This window comes from Yoonia sp. (genome assembly GCF_014859355.1).
Lineage (GTDB): Bacteria > Pseudomonadota > Alphaproteobacteria > Rhodobacterales > Rhodobacteraceae > Yoonia.
Genome location: NZ_JACUUJ010000026.1, coordinates 21,012 through 39,889, shown reverse-complemented (window position 1 = coordinate 39,889; position 18,878 = coordinate 21,012). Strand labels below are relative to the sequence as shown.

The window sequence follows — 18,878 nt, the reverse complement described above, 5'->3', positions numbered from 1 at the left end:
TGTCCGCACTGGCAGGAACACCGGTGGCGCATTATGGGTGAGAATTTGACGCCTGCTTTTATCTGCTTTAAGTGGGGCGCGGGTTATCCCTGCATTTACACCAATATCCTGTTTCGTGCTTTGTCCGACCTGATGACAACGCCGTTTCGTTTCATCTGCCTGACGGATGACCCCCGGGGGCTCGCCCCCGGGATTGAAACGCAGCCGATCCCGCCCTTCCGCATGGACCAGACCGACTGGCAAAAAGGCATGTGGCCCAAACTCTGTGCCTTTGCCCCCGGGATCACGCCCCATGGCACACCCGTCATTATGATGGATGTGGATGTGGTCGTCTTACGCGATCTGACCCCGCTGATCGACCACCTGCGAAAGCAGGGTGGCTTGCACATCATACGCGAAATCCCCGATACACTGCCACGGCTTTTTCCCTCAATCTTTGGTAAGCCCCTGTTGTCAAACTCATCCGTGGTGGGCTTCATATCAGGCACGCAAGACCACCTGTTCGACATGTTTGCCGACAAGACTTATGATGACTTGCGCGCGATCGGGAACGACCAGAATTTTATCCACCACAATGCCAAAGACCGGCATAGCTGGCCAACGAGCTGGGTGCTGAGCTTTAAGAAAGATCTTGTTTTCCACTTCCCCGTTAATCTGCTGCGTCCGATCAAACGACCCGAAGACAGTTACATAGTCATGTTTCACGGAACGCCCAACCCCGAGGACATGACAAAAACGCCCTTCAAACGATGGGGTACGCCCGAAAAATTCGGGTTCTTTCCTGTAAAATGGATCAAAAACTATTGGGAACGCTATTCCCGCGATACGGATCGCCAGCCCCCTTCTTTTGTTTAAAAATACCTTCGGGGTGCGGGGCAGACAGCCCCGCTGGCCGCAGGCCACCATGACGCTGTAAACCAATTTACAACTCTGCCCTTGCGACCTGCACGCAGGCTTGCCCCCCTGCGCAAAACCCGCGAAAACAGCGGTAACACCGTGAGGGAGGAAGACCATGGGTTACGCAGAAGTATACGCCGCCGCACAAAAAGACCCCAATGGGTTCTGGCTGGAACAGGCCAAAGCGATCGACTGGGTCACGCCGCCGACCCGCGCGCTGGATGACAGCCGCGCACCGCTTTATGAATGGTTCACCGACGCGACGGTCAATACCTGCTATAACGCCGTGGACCGCCACGTGGAAAACGGCCGCGCCAATCAGGCCGCGATCATCTACGACAGCCCTATGACCGGCACCAAGGTGCAGATCACCTTTGCCGAACTGAAGGATCAGGTCGCGTCACTGGCCGGGGCGCTGCGCGACAAGGGCGTCACCATGGGCGACCGCGTCATCATCTATATGCCCATGGTGCCAGAGGCGCTGGTCGCCATGCTGGCCTGTGCGCGGCTGGGGGCGATCCATTCGGTCGTCTTTGGCGGCTTTGCGGCGCATGAACTGGCCGTGCGGATCGACGACGCCAGCCCCAAGGCCATTATCGCCGCATCCTGCGGGTTGGAACCGGGGCGCATCGTGTCCTACAAACCGCTGATTGACGGCGCAATCGACATGGCCACCCACAAGCCCGATTTCACCGTGATCCTGCAACGCGACCAGCAACCCTGTGATCTGATCCCGGGCCGCGACCATGACTGGCACGCGGTGCAGGCGGGTGTCACCCCTGCCGATTGTGTGCCGGTGCCGGGCAACCACCCCGCTTATATTCTTTATACATCCGGCACCACCGGCGCACCCAAGGGCGTGGTGCGCCACACGGCGGGCCATCTGGTCGCGCTGAACTGGACAATGAAAGCGATCTATAACGTGGATCCCGGCGATGTGTTCTGGGCCGCTTCCGATGTGGGCTGGGTCGTGGGGCATTCCTATATCTGCTACGGCCCGCTGATTCACGGCAACACCACCGTGGTGTTCGAGGGAAAACCTGTCGGCACCCCCGATGCGGGAACGTTCTGGCGGGTGATTTCGGAACATAACGTCCGGTCGTTCTTTACCGCACCCACCGCATTCCGCGCGATCAAACGCGACGACCCACAGGGCGAACTGATCAAGGATTACGATATTTCTTGCCTGCGCGCGCTGTATCTGGCAGGCGAACGGGCCGACCCCGATACGATTCAATGGGCGCAGCGCGTGTTGGGGGTGCCGGTTTATGATCACTGGTGGCAAACCGAAACCGGCTGGACCATCGCAGGCAACCCTGCGGGCATCGAAGCCCTGCCGGTCAAGATCGGGTCGCCCACCGTGGCGATGCCCGGCTATGACGTGCATATCCTGGACGAGGCAGGCCACCCTGTGCCCACTGGCACGCTGGGCGCCATCGCCATCAAATTGCCGCTGCCCCCCGGCACCCTGCCCACCTTGTGGCACGCCGAAGAACGGTTCGTGAAATCCTACCTGAACACATTCCCCGGCTATTATGAAACCGGCGATGCGGGGATGATGGACGAAGACGGCTATCTTTATATCATGGCGCGCACCGATGACGTGATCAACGTGGCCGGCCACCGCCTGTCCACCGGCGCCATGGAAGAAGTGCTGGCAAACCATCCCGATGTTGCCGAATGCGCGGTGATCGGCGTAGGTGATGAGCTGAAGGGACAGTTGCCCATGGGATTTGTCTGCACCAACAAGGGCACAACCCGAACCGATGCCGAAATCGTCGCCGATTGCATCCGCATGGTCCGGCAGGAAATCGGGCCGGTGGCGGCCTTCAAGCTGGTCGCGGTAGTGGACCGTTTGCCCAAGACCCGTTCGGGCAAGATCTTGCGCGCAACGATGGTCAAGATCGCGGACAGTCAGGAATTCAAGATGCCCGCCACGATTGACGATCCGGTTATTCTGGATGAAATTCGCGCGGCCCTGAAACCGCTGGGGTATGCAAAGAGCTAAGGCCGGCTTGCGCAGGGCGATGGGCACATTATCTCTTTACCATGAAGGGAAAACAGAATGCGCCATCGCTTTATCGCTCTGCTTGGGCTGTTTCTGGGGCTTGTGGGGCCGGCCATGACGCAAACAGCCATGGTTGACTACACCCCGCCTGCGCACGATCAATGGACCTACCTGAGCGATCAGGTCATGGGCGGTGTGAGCACAGGTGGCGCCCAAATCAGGGGCAGCGGGGCTGATGCGTATTTGCAGTTGCAAGGCGATGTCAGCACGCAAAACCGGGGCGGCTTTATCCAGACACGGGTGGCACTGACCGATCCGATCCCGGCCGATGCGCAAGGGATCATTCTGCAAGTGCGCGGAAATGGCGAAACCTATTTCGTTCACCTGCGCACAAAGGGCACCGTTCTGCCTTGGCAATTCTATCAGGCCGGATTTGAAGCAGGCGCCGACTGGACCGAAGTCCGCATTCCTTTTGACGTCTTTGCGCCTTCAAGCAGGCTGATACGCAAGGGTCTGCGGCCTGAATCAATGACCAGTCTGGGCTTTGCCGCCTATGGGCGCGACCATCGCGCCGATCTGTCCGCGCGCTGGATTGGTGTCTACTGACCCCAGACACAGCTTTAAGTGAACTGTTCGCGGATCAGCCGTTCTTCCAGCCCGTGACCGGGATCAAAAAGAATGCGATGCGTGATGCTGGGTTCCGACCGGATTTCAGCACTGATGACATCACGCACCGAAGCACCATCAGCATCGGCCATGACGGGGCGTTTTGCCGGTTCAAGCACGTCGAACCGCACAATGGCATTCTTGGGCAACAAGGCCCCGCGCCAGCGTCTGGGCCGAAAGGCGGCCATGGCCGTCAGCGCCAGCACATCCGACCCGATCGGCAGGATCGGGCCGTGCGCCGAATAGTTATAGGCCGTGGACCCCGCAGGCGTCGCCACCAGCGCACCGTCACAGACCAGTTCCGGCATCCGCAGCTTGCCATCCACAGTGATGCGCAACTTGGCGGCTTGCGGACCTGCGCGCAGCAGGCTGACCTCGTTTATGGCAAGGGCGTGATGGGTTTTACCGTCGGCGGTGACGGCTGTCATGGTCAAGGGGTTGATCACCTCTTCTGCCGCCTCATCCAGCCGGTCTTGCAGGTCATCGGCGTGAAATTCATTCATCAAAAAACCCACCGTGCCACGGTTCATGCCGTAAACCGGCAGGTTCAGTGATTGGGTTTCGTGCAGGGTTTTCAGCATGAACCCATCCCCGCCAAGCGCGACAATCACATCCGCCCGGTCCGGCGGCACATCGCCATACATGTCGCGCAATTGCGTCATGGCTGTTTGCGCGACAGGCATGGAGCTGGCGGCAAATGCAATCTTGCGGTGTGACATAGGCAAAAATTCCTTGTGTTCCGCCAAGTTGTGGGATGATCGCAGCCGGAACGCAAGGCGTACATAAGAAACATGCATGACGCGCTCATAAAGATCATGGTCGTTTTGGACCTTTAGCACAGGGGGGGCATGGGGTATGACAGCGCCAGTTTTTCTGCCACAGGCACCTGCAAGGGGGATTTACCCATGAACGTCACCGTCCGCGACAACGGCTTTTTCACCGAAACACTTGAAACCCGCGACCCGGTGTTACACGCGGCAATTCAGGCCGAACTGAAACGCCAGCGCAAGGAAATCGAGCTGATCGCATCCGAAAACATCGTGTCTGCCGCCGTGATGGAAGCGCAGGGCAGCGTGATGACGAACAAATACGCCGAAGGTTACCCCGGCCGCCGCTATTATGGCGGGTGCGAACATGTAGACGTTGCCGAAAATCTGGCCATCGACCGCGCCAAGGAATTGTTCGACTGCGGTTATGTAAACGTGCAGCCCAATTCAGGCAGCCAGGCCAACCAAGGCGTGTTCACCGCCCTGCTGCAACCCGGAGATACGATCCTTGGCATGTCACTGGACGCAGGCGGCCACCTGACCCACGGGGCCAAGCCCAACCAGTCGGGCAAGTGGTTCAACGCAATTCAATACGGCGTGCGCCAGCAAGACAACCTGCTGGATTATGACGAGGTGGAACGCCTAGCCACCGAACACCAGCCCAAGATGATCATCGCCGGTGGGTCTGCCATTCCGCGGATCATCGACTTTGCCAAAATGCGCAAAATTGCCGACAGCGTGGGTGCCTATCTGCTGGTCGATATGGCGCATTTCGCCGGTCTGGTGGCGGCGGGGCTGTATCCATCGCCCTTCCCGCACGCGCATGTGGCAACGACAACGACGCATAAAACCCTGCGCGGCCCGCGTGGCGGCATGATCCTGACCAATGACGAAAGCTTGGCCAAGAAATTCAACTCGGCCATTTTCCCCGGCATTCAGGGTGGCCCGTTAATGCATGTGATCGCCGGCAAGGCCGTCGCCTTTGGCGAGGCGCTGCGCCCCGAATTCAAGACTTATCAGGCGCAGGTAATCAAGAACGCGCAAGCTTTGGCCGATCAGTTGATGAAGGGCGGCCTTGATATCGTGACCGGCGGCACTGACACGCATGTGATGCTGGTCGATCTGCGGCCCAAGGGCGTGAAAGGCAACGCGACGGAAAAATCGCTGGGCCGCGCGCATATCACCTGCAACAAGAACGGTATTCCGTTTGACCCTGAAAAACCGACCGTCACATCCGGTATCCGGCTTGGGTCGCCTGCGGGCACCACGCGCGGTTTCGGCGAACCGGAATTCCGCCAGATCGCAGACTGGATCGTGGAAGTGACCGAAGGTCTGGCCGCCAATGGCGAGGACGACAACGGCGCGGTCGAACAAAAAGTGCGCGCCGAGGTCGAAGCGTTGTGCGACCGCTTTCCGATCTACACCAACCTTTGATCCAATATGTAGGGTGGGTCATCACCCACCCTACAACCGCCGATCAGACAAAGCCGCGCTGCACCAGAACAAACAGAATCACGACGAAAACCACGATCAACGCCAGCGCGATGGACGCCGCGACATTCAGAACACGCGTCCACATCTGCGCCTTTGGATCAAGCCCTTGCAGATAAGCCACCGTGTTGTGATGCGCACGGCTGATCTTGTCCTGGTTGATCATCCGCGCCAGTTTCGGGTTGTCGCCCAAGGCCGCCGTATCCAGAAGATAGCGGATATCCCGCCGCACCGTGCGCGGCAAAAGGCGCCCTGCCCTGCGATACTGCACATGCAAATCACGGCCACTGATCCGCAACTGGCTGCGCATCAACCCACTGATCTTGGAAATCTTGTCGTTCAAACCGTTATCCATAACCGCGCGGTTAATGATGTTTGCGCCGCCGCTCAATGCCTCTGGCATCTGTGGGACGCAAAGGGTTAAAACAGGTGCATGTTGAACACGGTATCTTATGAAGGCCCCGCCACCACGCCCTTGCTGATCGCCCACGGGCTGTTCGGATCGGCGCGCAACTGGGGCGTGATCGCGAAACGCTTGTCAGGGTCGCGGCCCATCATGGCCGCCGATATGCGCAACCATGGCGGCAGCCCGTGGTATGACAGCAATTCCTACGAAGACATGGCCGATGATCTGGCGCAGCTGATCACCCAGCCCACGGACGTGCTGGGCCATTCGATGGGCGGCAAGGCGGCGATGGTGCTTGCGCTGAAATATCCGCACAAGGTGCGCCGCCTGATCGTGGCCGATATCGCCCCTGTGACATACCCCCATACCCAGATGGGGCCGCTGAATGCGATGCGCGGCGTTGATCTGGCAGCGATTGAAAACCGCGCCGATGCGCGTGCAGCCTTGGGGGATCTGGAACCGGGGGTGGCCGATTTTCTGCTGCAAAGCCTTGATATCAAAGACCGGCGCTGGCGGCTGAACCTTGATGTATTGGCCGCCGACATGGAAAAGATCATCGGCTTTCCCGATATGGCCGGGCAATTTGACGGGCCGGTGCTGTTTTTGTCGGGGGCTGCGTCTGATTATATCCAACCAGCCCACCGCCCCGCGATCAAGGCGCTGTTTCCGAACGCGCAATTTGCGAAAATCCCCGGTGCGGGCCATTGGTTGCACGCCGAAAAACCGCTTGAATTCATTGCTGCCGTCACCGCATTTCTTGCATGATTGCACGTCGGCCTTGCGACGTCGCGGGTGTCGCCCTAATCTGAAGCGACCAAAGGAAAAAAGGACACAAAATGATCAGATTTCTCGCCATCGTGGCCATCCTGAGCCTGACAGCCTGTGAAACTGTCAAAGGCGTTGGACAAGACATCAGCAACGCTGGCACTGCGATGGACAACGCGCTTTGACCTGAAGAACGGCATGTAGCGCAAACCGCATGCCGTATGGTGCCGTAACGGCAACGCAAAAATACCCGGGCGTTTAAGTCGCCCGGGAAAAAGTTACACAGCGCATTTTTTGCATAGTGGAGTTGCAGGCAACAGTTCAAGCCGCGCGTCCGATATCTGCCCACCGCATTTTGCACAGATGCCGTAAGTTACCTTTTCAATGCGGTCCAGGGCCGCGTCGATCTGTCGAAGCTCATCCAGTTCAAGGTTACCCAACGCCTGTAACACATCGTCGCCTTGGCGTTCAGCCGACCGGTCTTCCCAGTCTTTTGTGGGTGGGTCGTCAAGCTGATCCTCGATTTCAAGCAGATCACCGGTTATTTCTGCCCGACGGGCCAGAAGTCTTTGTTTTTGACTCGCGACATCCATGAAGGTCTCTCCCTTTAGATCTGACCCAAGGTCGCGCGTCACGACGGAATTTGCCTTGATTTGAATCAATGGCAGATCGTGCTAGCGCACTTTGAGTGTGGCCAGCCCGATCATCGCAAGGATCAGCGATATGATCCAGAACCGGATCACAATCTGCGGTTCTGCCCAACCCTTTTTTTCATAGTGGTGATGGATCGGGGCCATCAGAAACACCCGCTTTCCGGTCCGTTTGAAATAGAGAACCTGAATGATCACGCTTAACGCCTCTACCACGAAAAGGCCGCCAACAATCGCCAGCACGATTTCATGTTTCGTGGCGACGGCAATCGCCCCTAACGCCCCGCCCAGGGCCAACGACCCGGTATCGCCCATAAACACGGCAGCAGGTGGCGCATTATACCATAAAAACCCCAGCCCCCCCCCGATCAGGCCCATCGTGAAAATCAGGATTTCGCCGGTTTGCGGCACGTAATGCACATCAAGGTATTGGGTAAAGTCGGTCCGACCCACCGCATAGGAAATCACCCCGAAGGTGCCCGCCGCTATCATCACCGGCATAATCGCCAGCCCGTCCAGACCGTCGGTCAGGTTGACGGCATTGGCCGACCCCACGATCACGATAATGGCGAAGGGAATGAACAATATCCCCAGATTGACCAGCGTGTTCTTGAAAATCGGAAATGCCAGTTGGTTCGTCAGATCAGCGGGGTGATAGGCAGCCGCCCAATAACCTGCGATCCCGGCAATCAAAATACCCAGCAAAATCCTAAGTTTGCTGGATACACCCTTCGTGTTTTGCTTGGACACTTTGGCATAGTCGTCGGCAAACCCGATCAGCGCAAAAGACAAGGTAACAAACAACACCATCCAGATAAACGGGTTGTCCAGACGCGCCCACAGCAATGTTGATGTGGTCAAGGCCCCCACGATCAGCAAGCCCCCCATCGTCGGCGTGCCTGCCTTGATGAAATGCCCCTCGGGGCCGTCATCACGAATGGGCTGTCCTTTGCCCTGACGGCGGCGCAGCACATTGATCAGCGGACGCCCGAAAATGAACCCAAACAAAAGCGCCGTCATAAAAGCGCCGCCTGCCCGAAAAGTGATATAGCGAAACAGATTGAAAAAATCGCCGCCTTCCGAAAGCGCCGTGAGCCAGTAAAGCATGTCAAAAACCTTATTTTTCGTAAGAGCGGCGATGCCCCAGTTTCCGGATGGCGTCAACGACCAGACTGATCTTGCTGCCCTTTGATCCCTTGACCAGCACAATATCGCCAGCATCCACCAGCCGCGATACCTGCCCGACCAGTTCAGCAGCAGTCGGCGCCCACTGCCCGCGCTGCCCTTCTGGCAGGGCTTGCCACAAATGATGCATCATCGGGCCGGCACAATGGACCAGGTCAAGCGATTTCAGATGCGCATTGTCCGCCATCGCCCGATGCATCTGCGCGGCTTCCGGCCCAAGTTCCAGCATATCACCAAGAATGGCAATGCGCCGTCCCTTGACGAACCGGCCCACGTTGTCAGTCGGCTTGCCATCTGCCACCACCTCGAGCGATGCGGCCAGCGATGTGGGATTAGCGTTAAACGCGTCGTCGATCAGCGTCAGATCTTCGCCTTCGTTGGCACGGTCGATCAAAATGATTTCCCGGGTGCCACGGCCCGCAGGCGGCACCCAACTTGCCAGATCCAGCGATGCGGCCAGCGGGTCCGCCCCCAGCGCATCAGCAACGGCCAGCACGCCCACGGCGTTCATCGCAAAATGCCGCCCCGGCACCGACAGTTTGAACAGGTATTCCTGCCCGTCGTGCAGCGCCGTTATCACTGTTACATCGCCCGAAAGCCTTGCGTTGCGCAGCGTCCAGTCTGGCCCGTTCGCCCCAAATAGCATCTGTCGGGCACCAGTTTGCGCGGCATGATCACGCAAGATCCCCACCGTTTCGATATCGGCGTTCAGCACGGCAACGCCCCCCGGTTCCAACCCGTCCATGATCGCCGCCTTTTCAGCAGCAATTCCCGCCAGATTATCGAATGACGCCAGATGCGCCGCCGCCACGGTCGTCACCATGGCCACATGCGGTCGGGCCATACGCGCCAAAGGCGCGATTTCACCGGGGTTGCTCATCCCGATTTCGATGATGGCGTAATCGGTATCGGCTGGCATCCGCGCCAGTGTTAGCGGCACGCCCCAGTGGTTGTTGTAACTTGCCTCGGCGGCGTGGCATTTGCCCTGCCCGGACAGCACCGCGCGCAACATTTCCTTGGTCGAGGTTTTCCCGACCGACCCCGTAATCGCGGCCACCCGCGCCTGCGTGCGGCCGCGCGAGGCCTTGCCCAGCGCCACCAGCGCCGCCAGAACATCCCGCACGATCAGCAGTGGCGCGTCATCCGCCACAGCGGCAGGCCGATGAGTCACCAACGCCGCAGCAGCGCCCTTTTCCAGCGCCTGTGCGACAAAATCATGCCCGTCGCGCACGTCCTTCAGGGCCACAAACAGATCACCGGGTTGCAGGGTGCGGGTGTCAATGGACACGCCGTTTGCTTGCCAATCAGTCGTGGTTTTCCCGCCCGTCGCAGCAACCGCATCGGCAGAGGTCCAAAGCGTCATATCTTACCCTCTAGTGCTGCAACGGCCACGCTGGCCTGCTCTACATCGTCGAATGGTAGCACGCTGTCGCCCACAATCTGCCCTGTTTCATGCCCCTTGCCTGCAATCAGCAGCGCGTCACCGGGGGCCAGCATGTGAATGCCGCGCAAAATCGCCTCGGCGCGGTCGCCGATTTCGGTGATGCTATCGGTTACGCCCGCATCGACGGCACCGGCAAGAACGGCGGCGCGGATGGCGGATGGGTCTTCGCTTCGGGGGTTGTCATCGGTCACGATCACCACATCGGCCCACTGCGCCGCAGCCGCGCCCATCAGCGGGCGTTTGCTGGTGTCACGGTCACCACCAGCCCCCACGATCACGATGATGCGGCCCATCACATGCGGCCGCATCGCCTGCAAAGCCGTCGCAACTGCATCGGGTGTATGAGCGTAATCAACAAATACTGCCGCCCCGTTTTCACGTGTCGCGGCCAGTTCCATCCGGCCCCGCACCGTGCCCAGATGCGGCAGCGCATCGAACACATCGGCGGGCACAGCGCCCGCGGCAATCACCAGCCCTGCGGCCAGCAACGCATTATCGGCCTGAAAGCCGCCAATCAGGTTCAGCCGCACCTGACGCGGCGTGCCCTGCCACGTGAACAAGACATCCTGCCCCGTCGCATCAAACCGTTGGCCTGTCAGACGCAACCTTGCCCCATTCGCGCGGCCCACGCCGATCACCTCTTGCCCGCGGGCCGCACAAATCTCGGCAACCTGATTGCCTTTGGGATCGTCGCGGTTGATAACGGCGACGCCTTCTTCGGGCAAAACGCGGGTGAACAGGCCCATCTTGGCCTGAAAATAGGCATCAAACGTCTGGTGATAATCCAGATGATCCTGCGTGAAATTCGTGAACCCACCTGCGGCCAGCAACACACCGTCCAGCCGCCGTTGGTCCAATCCGTGGCTTGATGCCTCCATTGCCACGTGGGTCACGCCGTTGCGCGCGGCCTCGGCCAGCACACGGTGCAGGGTGATGGGTTCGGGTGTTGTGTGTTTCAGCGGATGCGCCCACGCCCCCTCGACCCCGGTGGTGCCAAGGTTGACGCCCGCAATGCCCATTTCCTCCCAGATCTGGCGGCAAAAGGTGGAAACGGATGTCTTGCCATTGGTGCCGGTCACAGCCACCACCGTCGCCGGATGCGGCCCGAACCAGAGCGATGCCGTTTGCGCCAGGGCTTGCCGGGGATCTTGCGCGATGATGACAGCAACTTCTGCATGCTCCAGCGCATCAGCCGCCAGTGCCGCACCCGCTGCATCGGTCAGGATCGCGACAGCCCCCGCCTGCAAGGCAGTTGCAATGAAGGTGCCACCATGGGCCTGCGCACCGGGTAGCGCGGCAAACAGATCGCCCGGCCTTACCGCGCGGCTGTCCACGGCCAGCCCTGTCACCTGCGCCTCGGCGCGGCCTTGTGCTGTCAGCCCAAGTTCTGCCAGTGTTTTCATCGTTGTGGTCCCACCTAGTTTGCGGTGAGTGTTACACTGACCGGCTGGGGGGTGTCCACGTGTGGCCGCAATCCCAACAACGGAGCGACCCGCCGGATGATTTCTGCGGCCACGGGCACAGCTGTCCAGCCCGCCGTGCGACGCGGTTCACTGCCTGAATTTTCCGAAGGTTCATCCAGCGACACGATCAGTACATATTGCGGATCATGCGCCGGAAAGACCGAGGCAAATGTCGCGATGACCTTGTCTTTGTAATACCCGCCGCCCGCGGCGCGGGGTTTGTCCGCGGTGCCCGTTTTACCACCCACAGCATAGCCCGGCACCTCGGCCAGCGACGCGGTGCCGCGCACAACGACCTTGCGCAACATATCAACAGCAGTGCGGCTGACCTTTTCGCTGACAACACGCTGCCCCTGCTTTGCCGTATCGACACGCAACAAGGTTGGCATCACTTTGGTGCCACCGTTCAGCAATGACGCGTATGCGGTCGCCAAATGCAACGGCGACGATGACAAGCCATGCCCATAGGATATTGTCATTGTCGATATTTCCGACCAGTTCGCGGGCAGCAAAGGTTTGCCTGTCGGGGCTTCGACCATTTCGACCGGGGTTGGTTCAAGCAGGCCCAGCGCCCCCATAAATGCCTTTTGGCGGTCCGCCCCGATTTGCATCGCAATCCGGGCCGTGCCGATGTTTGACGAATGCACAATCACATCTTCTGTGGTCAGTTCAGGGCCATAGTTTCTGAAATCGCGGATGCGAAACCGGCCCCAGGTCAATGGGCCTTTGGTGTCGATCATGGTTTGCGGGGTTATCAGACCCAGTTCAAGCCCCTGCGAGATGGTCAAAATCTTGAACACAGACCCCAGCTCATAGACCCCTTGCACCGCCCGGTTGAACAGCGGGCTATCAGACTGATCCCCACTGGTCGGCAAACGGGGCCGGTTGTTGGGGTCGAAATCAGGGAGCGACACCATGGAAATAATCTCTCCGGTGTGGATATCCATCAGAACCGACGCCGCACCTTTGGCATTCATCAGTGACATGCCCCCGGCAAGCACCTGTTCAGCGGCGGCCTGCACCGTCAGATCAAGCGATAGCTGCAATGGCGCGCCTTCGTTGGCGGGATCGCGCAGAAAGGCATCAAACTGCCGTTCAACGCCCGCCACGCCAATGACTTCGGCGCTGTCCACGCCTTCGCGGCCATAGCTGGCCCCGCCAAGGATATGCGCGGCAATCGGCCCGTTTGGATAAAGCCGCATCTCGCGCGGGCCGAACAGCAGGCCGGGCGACCCGATGTCATGCACCGCCTGCATCTGTTCGGGGCTGATCTGGCGTCTAATCCACAAAAAACGCCGTTCACCGGTAAAATCCTTAAGAAGTTCTTTTGCATCCAGTTCGGGGAAAATCGCAGCCAGCCCGCGCGCGGCATTCGCCGGGTCGATCATGTCACGCGGATGCGCATAAAGCGAATAGGTCGCAAGATTGGTCGCCAGAATACGCCCGTTGCGGTCAACAATATCGGCGCGTTGGCCAATAATCGGGTTGCCCACGGCAGCGGCGCGGGGTTCTTCGGGCACGGACGATGCCAGCGTCCCCATCCGCCCGCCAATCGCGATGAAGGCGCAAAAAAATGCAAGCCCCAGCACCAAGAGCCGCCCCTCGGCGCGTTGGCGGGCCTTGTCGGCCATCGCCTCGTGGCGCAAGCGCAGGTTTTCGGCGGCAATTGCATCGGGATTTTCGCCCTTTTCCCGGGCTTTGAGAATGCGGGCCAAAGGCCGAAGCGGCGTGCGGATCATAGCGGGTCTTCCCAGTCGTTGAACGCCTCGCTGGACAGTGCGATGGGGTCGGTGATTGGCAAAATGGGCGGCAGCGGATAGATGATCTGATCGACCCGCCCAAAGGCGACCGACATCAGCGGCAAAAGCCCCAGCCGGTCAAAGTTCAGATCAGCCAGATCAGCCAGCCGGTCAGGCCGGTTCAGATAGGCCCATTCGGCGCGTAGAATATTCAGCCTTTCATGCGCGGCGCCAATATCGGCATGTAGCTGGCGCACGTCCTTGATGGCGGCCTGAGTCTTGTAATTTTCCTGATAGGCCCAAAAAGCAAGGCCCATCACGGCAAAGGCGGCCAGCACATAAAGAAATCCGCGCATCATTTGCCCCCTTTCATTATCGGCATACCCAGTGTTGCCGGATCAACCACAGCAGCCGGTGCATCGGTGCGGATCGCCACACGCAGCTTGGCCGACCGTGACCGCGGATTTTCCGCCAGTTCCTGTGCATCCGGGCCGATAGCCTTGCGTTTTTCGATGCGGAACGCGGGCGTGATCTGTTCGGTTTCGGGTGCATAGCGGTTGGCATTGGCCACATTGCCCGACCGGACCTGCAAAAACCGTTTGACCATCCGGTCCTCGACCGAATGAAAGGTCACGACGGCCAGTTGCCCGCCGGGTTTCAGCGCACGTTCGGCGGCCATCAGCCCTGCTGCCAGTTCGCCGTATTCGTTGTTCACCGCGATGCGAAGCGCCTGAAAGGTCCGCGTTGCCGGGTGGCTTTGCCCCGGTTTCTGGCGCGGCAGGCAGGATTCCACAACGCGGGCCAGGTCCAGCGTTGTCGCCAAAGGGCGCGCCGCGACAATCGCCCGCGCGATCCTGCGCGACGCGCGTTCTTCGCCGTAAAGGTAAATGATATCAGCCAGTTCCGCCTCGGTTCCTGTGTTCACCAGATCGGCCGCCGAAGGCCCCGATTGCGACATGCGCATATCCAGCGGCCCCTCGCGCATGAAGGAAAAACCGCGTTCGGCCAGATCCAACTGCATCGAACTGACCCCAAGGTCCAAGACGACCCCATCCAGCCCGGAACCGTAGTCATCCAGCTTTGAAAACGTGCCTTCGACCATTTTGATGCGGTCGCCATAGTCACCAGCCCAATCGGCGGCCATTTCAAACGCCAAAGGGTCACGATCAACCGCGATCACCTGATCGGCCCCAGCGGAGAGCAAGGCGCGCGTATAGCCGCCTGCTCCAAAGGTGCCATCCAGCCAGACGCCGGACACAGGTGAAACGGCATTAATCAACGGACGGATCAAAACGGGGATATGCGGTGCGGGGTCTGCGGCAGCTGACATCATCACGCCCCTATTCGTCCAGCAAGATCAGCGGATCGAAACCATCGCCCTGCGCGGCCAGCCAATCGTTCAGATCATCTGCAATTTCGGCGCTATAGGTTTCCGCCTTCCAGATCTCGAAATGGTCACCAAGGCCGCTGAACTGCAACTCGCCTTCGGTGACGCCCAGTTTCTGACGCTGCTTGATGGGCATCACGGTGCGGCCATCCTTGTCAACGTCCAGCTTGATGGATTGCCCGATGATCAGACGCGACAGTTTTTTCTTGCGGTCAGACCCGCGTGGCAGCGCATTAATCTGGGTCACGACCTTGTTGAATTCATCAACCGTGTAGCCGTGCAATTCGTTTTTCAGGTGATCGCCATACAGCAGAAACATCCGCGGGCTTAACCCCGGGGCCCAGTCAGGGTCGCCTGCTTCCAGCACACGACGAAAATCAGCCGGGATCGACATGCGCCCCTTGCTGTCCACCTTTTGGGTGTGTTCGCCTGTGAAACTCAGCACCACTGCCCCTTGGCCCTTTTTAATAACCGCCCCCGCAACCTGCCTTGGATGTGAAAACGGCGGATTGCGCTGCTGCCACTGCACAATCCGCCGCCCTCGTCCCATTTCTGGGATAGTCCGACTGCGCGTGCCACCTGGGGGGATGTCTGCTCGCTCACGCGCCGGATCTCATTGGGTAAAGACGAAGCCTGTATGAAACCTGGCTTTGCCGGTGGGGTTCTAAGCGCCCCGATTAAAAGTCTTGTTCGCCGTTACCGTGGAACAGTTGTCGCACCAGTTGGCACAGCGAGCAACAGTTTTTTGGGATTTCATGGAACTTACTGGGCCAATCCGCAAGAAGCAGTGTCTATTTTCAACTTGACCATGGCGCTGGCAGCCATATTTATAGTGAATGTTCTAAATTTTAACACAACATATAGTTATCTTACGCGTTGAAACTCCTTCACCATGAAATCCCGTTTTTTTACCTGCGATAACCCTCTATTTTACGAAATCCTGTATTTTACCTTTGTTTGCCTGAATTTTAGGCAGTTCTTGACGGGAATTTGATTCGGCTTCAGTCTTGATTCCATCTTTTCCCAAAATGACAGGCACGGTTGATCCCATGATGTCTTGGTGGCATATTTGCACAAAGCAAGGCGGCAATGATCGTGTGTAATCTTTATTCACTGACCAAAGGACAGGCCGCGATCCGCGCAATTTTTGACGATTTGCAGGATAAGGCCGGCAACCTGCCCGCTTTACCCGGCATCTACCCCGATCAGGCCGCGCCGGTGGTGGCAAATACCCCCGGCGGGCGGGTGCTGACCATGATGCGCTGGGGTATGCCATCACCTGCATTTGCATTGAAAAACCGCAACGCGGACAAGGGCGTGACCAACATCCGCAATACGGCCTCGCCGCATTGGCAGCGTTGGTTTGGTGTGGAACATCGCTGTGTTGTCCCGTTCACGGCCTTTTCCGAATACCAGACAGGCGTTGGCCCAAGGTGGTTTGCCCTGGAGGGATGCAAGCCGCTGGCGTTCTTTGCCGGGCTTTGGACAAATTGGACATCGGTGCGCAGGGTCAAGGACGGACAGACAACAGACAATCTGTTCGGCTTTCTGACAACCACGCCCAACAGCGTCGTCGCCTCTTTTCACCCCAAAGCGATGCCAGTGATCCTGATTTCGCCACAGGCGATCAATATGTGGCTGACAGCCCCGCCCGCAGAGGCATTGCGCCTGCAAAGACCCCTGCCCGATGACAGGCTGACCCTTGTGGATGGCCCCCGCTAAAGCCTTTTATACATCACATATGCGTCCACCATCCCAAGGGCAGGATGTGCAAAGGCATCCGGTATCGTGCCGACGGTGGCAAATCCCAGCCGGTGCCATAAGCGGACTGCGCCTGCGTTGCTGGCCAACACAAAATTGAACTGCATCGCATGATAGCCCAGCGTGCGGGCTTCATCCTGGCTATGTATGCACATACGCGCCGCGACCCCCTGCCCGCGTGCGGCCTTTGCCACAACATATCCGCAGTTGCACACATGTGCGCCCCCGCCCGGCTGGTTCGTGCGGATGTAATAGGTGCCAATGATCCCGCTGCGATCCTCGGCCACAAATGTGGCGGCCGCAGTCGTCATCCAATAGCGGCGCGCCGCCGACTTGTTGATCTGCGGATCAACCGCATAGGTGGTGCCAGCACGAAAGACATCGCGCAACAAGGGCCAGATCGCGTCAAAATCCGCGGGTTCTGCCCTGCGGATGATCACGCCATCCCACCTGCGATGAAACGCCGCGCGAGTTGCCGATAGGCATCAGACATCGGACCATCACCAGCAGCAATCGGTGTGCCTGCATCGCCCGCCAGCCGGGTATCAAGATCAATGGGCAAGGCCCCAAGGAAAGGCACGCCAATTTTTTGCGCCTCTGCCGCGACACCGCCATGGCCAAAAATCTGCGTTTCCGTCCCACAAGACGGGCAGACGAAGGTCGACATGTTTTCAACCAGGCCCAGAATTGGCGTATTTAAGGTGCTGAACATATCCAGAGCCTTGCGCGCATCCAGCAGGGCAACATCCTGCGGGGTGCTGACAACAACCGCGCCGGTTAGCTGGGTTTTCTGGCAAAGTGTCAGCTGCACATCCCCCGTTCCGGGTGGCAAATCAACGATCAGTACATCCAGATCGCCCCATAGCACCTGCCCCAGCATTTGTTGCAGCGCCCCCATCAGCATGGGCCCTCGCCAGACAATCGCTTTGTCAGGGTCCATCATCAGACCGATCGACATCATCGTCACGCCATGTGCCTGTAAGGGAATGATCGTTTTGCCGTCGGGGCTGGCTGGGCGTTTGCTGACCCCCATCATGCGCGGCTGGCTGGGGCCATAGATATCGGCATCCAATAATCCGACGCGGCGGCCTTCGCGGGCCAATGCCACGGCAAGGTTGGACGATACTGTCGATTTTCCGACCCCGCCCTTGCCCGACCCGATTGCAATAATGCGATCAACGCCCGCCACCTTTGCGGGGCCGGCCTGCGGTGCGGGGTGTCGCCCAATCTTCAGTGAAGGCGGTTCCGGCGCCTTGGGGGCAGGCCCATGCGCCGTCAGGACGACCGAAACCGTCTCGACCCCCGGCAAAGCCTTGACGATATTTTCGGCGGCCATGCGCACGCCTTCCATCTTTCTGGCCTCGGTTGGATCTGCCGCCTCGATGACAAACCGCACCGATGCGCCGTCAATCTGCAACGCGCGCACCATGTCACGGCTGACGATATCATCCCCGCCAGGCAGCGTGAGTCGGGACAGAGCGCCTAAAATTTCATCACGGTTGATGGACATGTCGAAGGTTCCCATTCTCATTACGGCAGATTTGCGACCAACATCTGGCACGTTTCAGGCAAAGTGCAAGCAACCCATGACAGATGGCGCGATATGTAACAGCCAGATGACTTTAGGTCAGCATAGCTTATGCATTTTCTGCATAGCAGCATTGCCCAAACACTCATTGTGCAGCCGCAGCATCGTCATACATATTGATCACAACGAAGCGGCAAACGTGACCGCAAAACTAAAGAAAGATGTGATGATGACATATCAGACAGAGACAATTACCGGCGGTTTTTCCTTTGGTGATCGGATCGCAGCACTGCGGACCGCACTGACCGCACGCCGCGCCAATCACAAGATCTACACCACAACATTGCGCGAACTGCAAGATCTGACAGACCGTGATTTGGCAGATCTGGGCATGAGCCGGAGCATGATCAAATCCGTCGCTCTCGAAGCGGCATACGGCAAGTAATTATCGGATCGGGTCCGCCTTCTCCTCCCATTCGGGTTGACCTGAAACGACCGTAGCTCTGCCTCCTCCCTGGGGCACGGTCTTAAATAAAGTGGCGGCATCTACCTCCTCCCGGATGCCGCCACTTTAAAACAGAATTCGGAACCGCCCACCTCCTCCCGGGTTGGAACCGATCATACCGCCTGCCGCGCCCACCTCCTCCCGGGTAACGCGGGCGAGGACGCGCCTTGCTTCTTCTCCTCCCGAGACGCAAGGAGGCGCTGATAAAAAGAACGG

The 18,878-nt window shown here is 58.9% G+C and carries 20 protein-coding genes; 8 read left to right on the top strand and 12 right to left on the bottom strand.

Annotated elements, in window-relative coordinates; genetic code table 11:
* The 3 genes from IBX59_RS10485 to IBX59_RS10475 all read left to right on the top strand — a co-directional run.
* On the top strand, positions 1-855 hold an 855-nt coding region (locus tag IBX59_RS10485; protein ID WP_367119376.1), incomplete at its 5' end, for a hypothetical protein.
* Between the two features lie 157 nt (positions 856-1,012).
* Complete coding sequence (locus IBX59_RS10480) at positions 1,013-2,905, top strand: propionyl-CoA synthetase (protein ID WP_296375236.1); 1,893 nt, start codon at positions 1,013-1,015, stop codon at positions 2,903-2,905.
* Between the two features lie 57 nt (positions 2,906-2,962).
* Positions 2,963-3,511 (top strand): CIA30 family protein, encoded by a 549-nt coding sequence (locus IBX59_RS10475; protein WP_296375234.1) that lies wholly within the window; start codon positions 2,963-2,965, stop codon positions 3,509-3,511.
* A gap of 14 nt (positions 3,512-3,525) precedes the next feature.
* Here the strand turns inward: IBX59_RS10475 and IBX59_RS10470 are convergent, their stop codons facing one another.
* Positions 3,526-4,290 (bottom strand): NAD kinase, encoded by a 765-nt coding sequence (locus tag IBX59_RS10470; RefSeq protein ID WP_367119375.1) that lies wholly within the window; start codon positions 4,288-4,290, stop codon positions 3,526-3,528.
* 186 nt (positions 4,291-4,476) lie between these two features.
* Between IBX59_RS10470 and glyA the strand changes: the two genes are divergently transcribed.
* Positions 4,477-5,772 carry a serine hydroxymethyltransferase gene (gene glyA, locus IBX59_RS10465; RefSeq protein WP_296375230.1) on the top strand — a complete coding sequence of 432 codons (1,296 nt, stop codon included), beginning with the start codon at positions 4,477-4,479 and terminating at the stop codon, positions 5,770-5,772.
* A gap of 43 nt (positions 5,773-5,815) precedes the next feature.
* Here glyA and IBX59_RS10460 read toward each other — a convergent pair whose 3' ends face one another.
* The gene (locus IBX59_RS10460; protein WP_296375228.1) at positions 5,816-6,172 is read right to left on the bottom strand and encodes a hypothetical protein; all 357 of its coding nucleotides are present in this window, start codon (positions 6,170-6,172) and stop codon (positions 5,816-5,818) included.
* 90 nt (positions 6,173-6,262) lie between these two features.
* On the opposite strand from IBX59_RS10460, the gene IBX59_RS10455 reads away from it, so the two are divergent.
* Both IBX59_RS10455 and IBX59_RS10450 read left to right on the top strand, forming a co-directional pair.
* Positions 6,263-7,000, top strand: coding sequence for an alpha/beta fold hydrolase (locus IBX59_RS10455; protein ID WP_296375226.1), 738 nt, complete (start codon positions 6,263-6,265; stop codon positions 6,998-7,000).
* Between the two features lie 71 nt (positions 7,001-7,071).
* A complete protein-coding gene (locus IBX59_RS10450) occupies positions 7,072-7,185 on the top strand; it encodes an entericidin A/B family lipoprotein (protein WP_296375224.1) in 114 nt (37 codons plus the stop codon).
* Positions 7,186-7,278: 93 nt separating this feature from the next.
* Here IBX59_RS10450 and IBX59_RS10445 read toward each other — a convergent pair whose 3' ends face one another.
* From IBX59_RS10445 to IBX59_RS10410, 8 genes are all read right to left on the bottom strand, one after another.
* The gene (locus IBX59_RS10445; protein ID WP_296375223.1) at positions 7,279-7,593 is read right to left on the bottom strand and encodes a TraR/DksA C4-type zinc finger protein; all 315 of its coding nucleotides are present in this window, start codon (positions 7,591-7,593) and stop codon (positions 7,279-7,281) included.
* A gap of 81 nt (positions 7,594-7,674) precedes the next feature.
* Positions 7,675-8,757 (bottom strand): phospho-N-acetylmuramoyl-pentapeptide-transferase, encoded by a 1,083-nt coding sequence (gene mraY / locus IBX59_RS10440; protein WP_296375220.1) that lies wholly within the window; start codon positions 8,755-8,757, stop codon positions 7,675-7,677.
* Positions 8,758-8,767: 10 nt separating this feature from the next.
* On the bottom strand, positions 8,768-10,198 hold the full coding sequence (gene murF, locus IBX59_RS10435; RefSeq protein ID WP_296375218.1) for a UDP-N-acetylmuramoyl-tripeptide--D-alanyl-D-alanine ligase: 1,431 nt from the start codon (positions 10,196-10,198) through the stop codon (positions 8,768-8,770).
* Positions 10,195-11,682: a UDP-N-acetylmuramoyl-L-alanyl-D-glutamate--2,6-diaminopimelate ligase gene (locus IBX59_RS10430; protein WP_296375216.1), complete on the bottom strand. Its 1,488-nt coding sequence runs from the start codon at positions 11,680-11,682 to the stop codon at positions 10,195-10,197. The genes murF and IBX59_RS10430 overlap by 4 nt, the downstream gene beginning before the upstream one ends.
* Before the next feature lie 14 nt (positions 11,683-11,696).
* Positions 11,697-13,481 (bottom strand): penicillin-binding protein 2, encoded by a 1,785-nt coding sequence (locus IBX59_RS10425; RefSeq protein ID WP_296375214.1) that lies wholly within the window; start codon positions 13,479-13,481, stop codon positions 11,697-11,699.
* On the bottom strand, positions 13,478-13,837 hold the full coding sequence (locus tag IBX59_RS10420) for a cell division protein FtsL (protein WP_296375213.1): 360 nt from the start codon (positions 13,835-13,837) through the stop codon (positions 13,478-13,480). Before IBX59_RS10420 ends, IBX59_RS10425 begins: the two co-directional genes overlap by 4 nt.
* The gene (gene rsmH, locus IBX59_RS10415) at positions 13,837-14,811 is read right to left on the bottom strand and encodes a 16S rRNA (cytosine(1402)-N(4))-methyltransferase RsmH (protein WP_296375211.1); all 975 of its coding nucleotides are present in this window, start codon (positions 14,809-14,811) and stop codon (positions 13,837-13,839) included. Before rsmH ends, IBX59_RS10420 begins: the two co-directional genes overlap by 1 nt.
* Before the next feature lie 10 nt (positions 14,812-14,821).
* Positions 14,822-15,313, bottom strand: coding sequence for a division/cell wall cluster transcriptional repressor MraZ (locus tag IBX59_RS10410; protein ID WP_367119374.1), 492 nt, complete (start codon positions 15,311-15,313; stop codon positions 14,822-14,824).
* 644 nt (positions 15,314-15,957) lie between these two features.
* Between IBX59_RS10410 and IBX59_RS10405 the strand changes: the two genes are divergently transcribed.
* On the top strand, positions 15,958-16,590 hold the full coding sequence (locus IBX59_RS10405; protein ID WP_296375207.1) for an SOS response-associated peptidase: 633 nt from the start codon (positions 15,958-15,960) through the stop codon (positions 16,588-16,590).
* On the opposite strand, the gene IBX59_RS10400 is transcribed toward IBX59_RS10405, so the two are convergent.
* Positions 16,587-17,069 (bottom strand): GNAT family N-acetyltransferase, encoded by a 483-nt coding sequence (locus IBX59_RS10400; RefSeq protein WP_296375205.1) that lies wholly within the window; start codon positions 17,067-17,069, stop codon positions 16,587-16,589. The two genes, IBX59_RS10405 and IBX59_RS10400, sit on opposite strands and share 4 nt — an antisense overlap.
* Positions 17,066-18,139 carry an Mrp/NBP35 family ATP-binding protein gene (locus tag IBX59_RS10395; protein ID WP_296375203.1) on the bottom strand — a complete coding sequence of 358 codons (1,074 nt, stop codon included), beginning with the start codon at positions 18,137-18,139 and terminating at the stop codon, positions 17,066-17,068. The genes IBX59_RS10400 and IBX59_RS10395 overlap by 4 nt, the downstream gene beginning before the upstream one ends.
* A 247-nt stretch (positions 18,140-18,386) precedes the next feature.
* On the opposite strand from IBX59_RS10395, the gene IBX59_RS10390 reads away from it, so the two are divergent.
* Positions 18,387-18,602 carry a DUF1127 domain-containing protein gene (locus IBX59_RS10390; RefSeq protein ID WP_296375201.1) on the top strand — a complete coding sequence of 72 codons (216 nt, stop codon included), beginning with the start codon at positions 18,387-18,389 and terminating at the stop codon, positions 18,600-18,602.
* Positions 18,603-18,878: the final 276 nt, after the last annotated feature.

Bases quoted from the DNA above. Each gene is read 5' to 3' on its own strand.
- IBX59_RS10390 (WP_296375201.1), top strand. From the start codon at position 18,387: ATGACATATCAGACAGAGACAATTACCGGCGGTTTTTCCTTTGGTGAT.
- rsmH (WP_296375211.1), bottom strand. From the start codon at position 14,811: ATGTCAGCTGCCGCAGACCCCGCACCGCATATCCCCGTTTTGATCCGT.
- IBX59_RS10405 (WP_296375207.1), top strand. From the start codon at position 15,958: ATGATCGTGTGTAATCTTTATTCACTGACCAAAGGACAGGCCGCGATC.
- IBX59_RS10470 (WP_367119375.1), bottom strand. From the start codon at position 4,290: ATGTCACACCGCAAGATTGCATTTGCCGCCAGCTCCATGCCTGTCGCG.
- IBX59_RS10425 (WP_296375214.1), bottom strand. From the start codon at position 13,481: ATGATCCGCACGCCGCTTCGGCCTTTGGCCCGCATTCTCAAAGCCCGG.
- glyA (WP_296375230.1), top strand. From the start codon at position 4,477: ATGAACGTCACCGTCCGCGACAACGGCTTTTTCACCGAAACACTTGAA.
- IBX59_RS10395 (WP_296375203.1), bottom strand. From the start codon at position 18,139: ATGTCCATCAACCGTGATGAAATTTTAGGCGCTCTGTCCCGACTCACG.
- IBX59_RS10450 (WP_296375224.1), top strand. From the start codon at position 7,072: ATGATCAGATTTCTCGCCATCGTGGCCATCCTGAGCCTGACAGCCTGT.
- IBX59_RS10445 (WP_296375223.1), bottom strand. From the start codon at position 7,593: ATGGATGTCGCGAGTCAAAAACAAAGACTTCTGGCCCGTCGGGCAGAA.
- mraY (WP_296375220.1), bottom strand. From the start codon at position 8,757: ATGCTTTACTGGCTCACGGCGCTTTCGGAAGGCGGCGATTTTTTCAAT.
- IBX59_RS10430 (WP_296375216.1), bottom strand. From the start codon at position 11,682: ATGAAAACACTGGCAGAACTTGGGCTGACAGCACAAGGCCGCGCCGAG.
- IBX59_RS10480 (WP_296375236.1), top strand. From the start codon at position 1,013: ATGGGTTACGCAGAAGTATACGCCGCCGCACAAAAAGACCCCAATGGG.
- IBX59_RS10455 (WP_296375226.1), top strand. From the start codon at position 6,263: ATGTTGAACACGGTATCTTATGAAGGCCCCGCCACCACGCCCTTGCTG.
- IBX59_RS10420 (WP_296375213.1), bottom strand. From the start codon at position 13,837: ATGCGCGGATTTCTTTATGTGCTGGCCGCCTTTGCCGTGATGGGCCTT.
- IBX59_RS10475 (WP_296375234.1), top strand. From the start codon at position 2,963: ATGCGCCATCGCTTTATCGCTCTGCTTGGGCTGTTTCTGGGGCTTGTG.
- murF (WP_296375218.1), bottom strand. From the start codon at position 10,198: ATGACGCTTTGGACCTCTGCCGATGCGGTTGCTGCGACGGGCGGGAAA.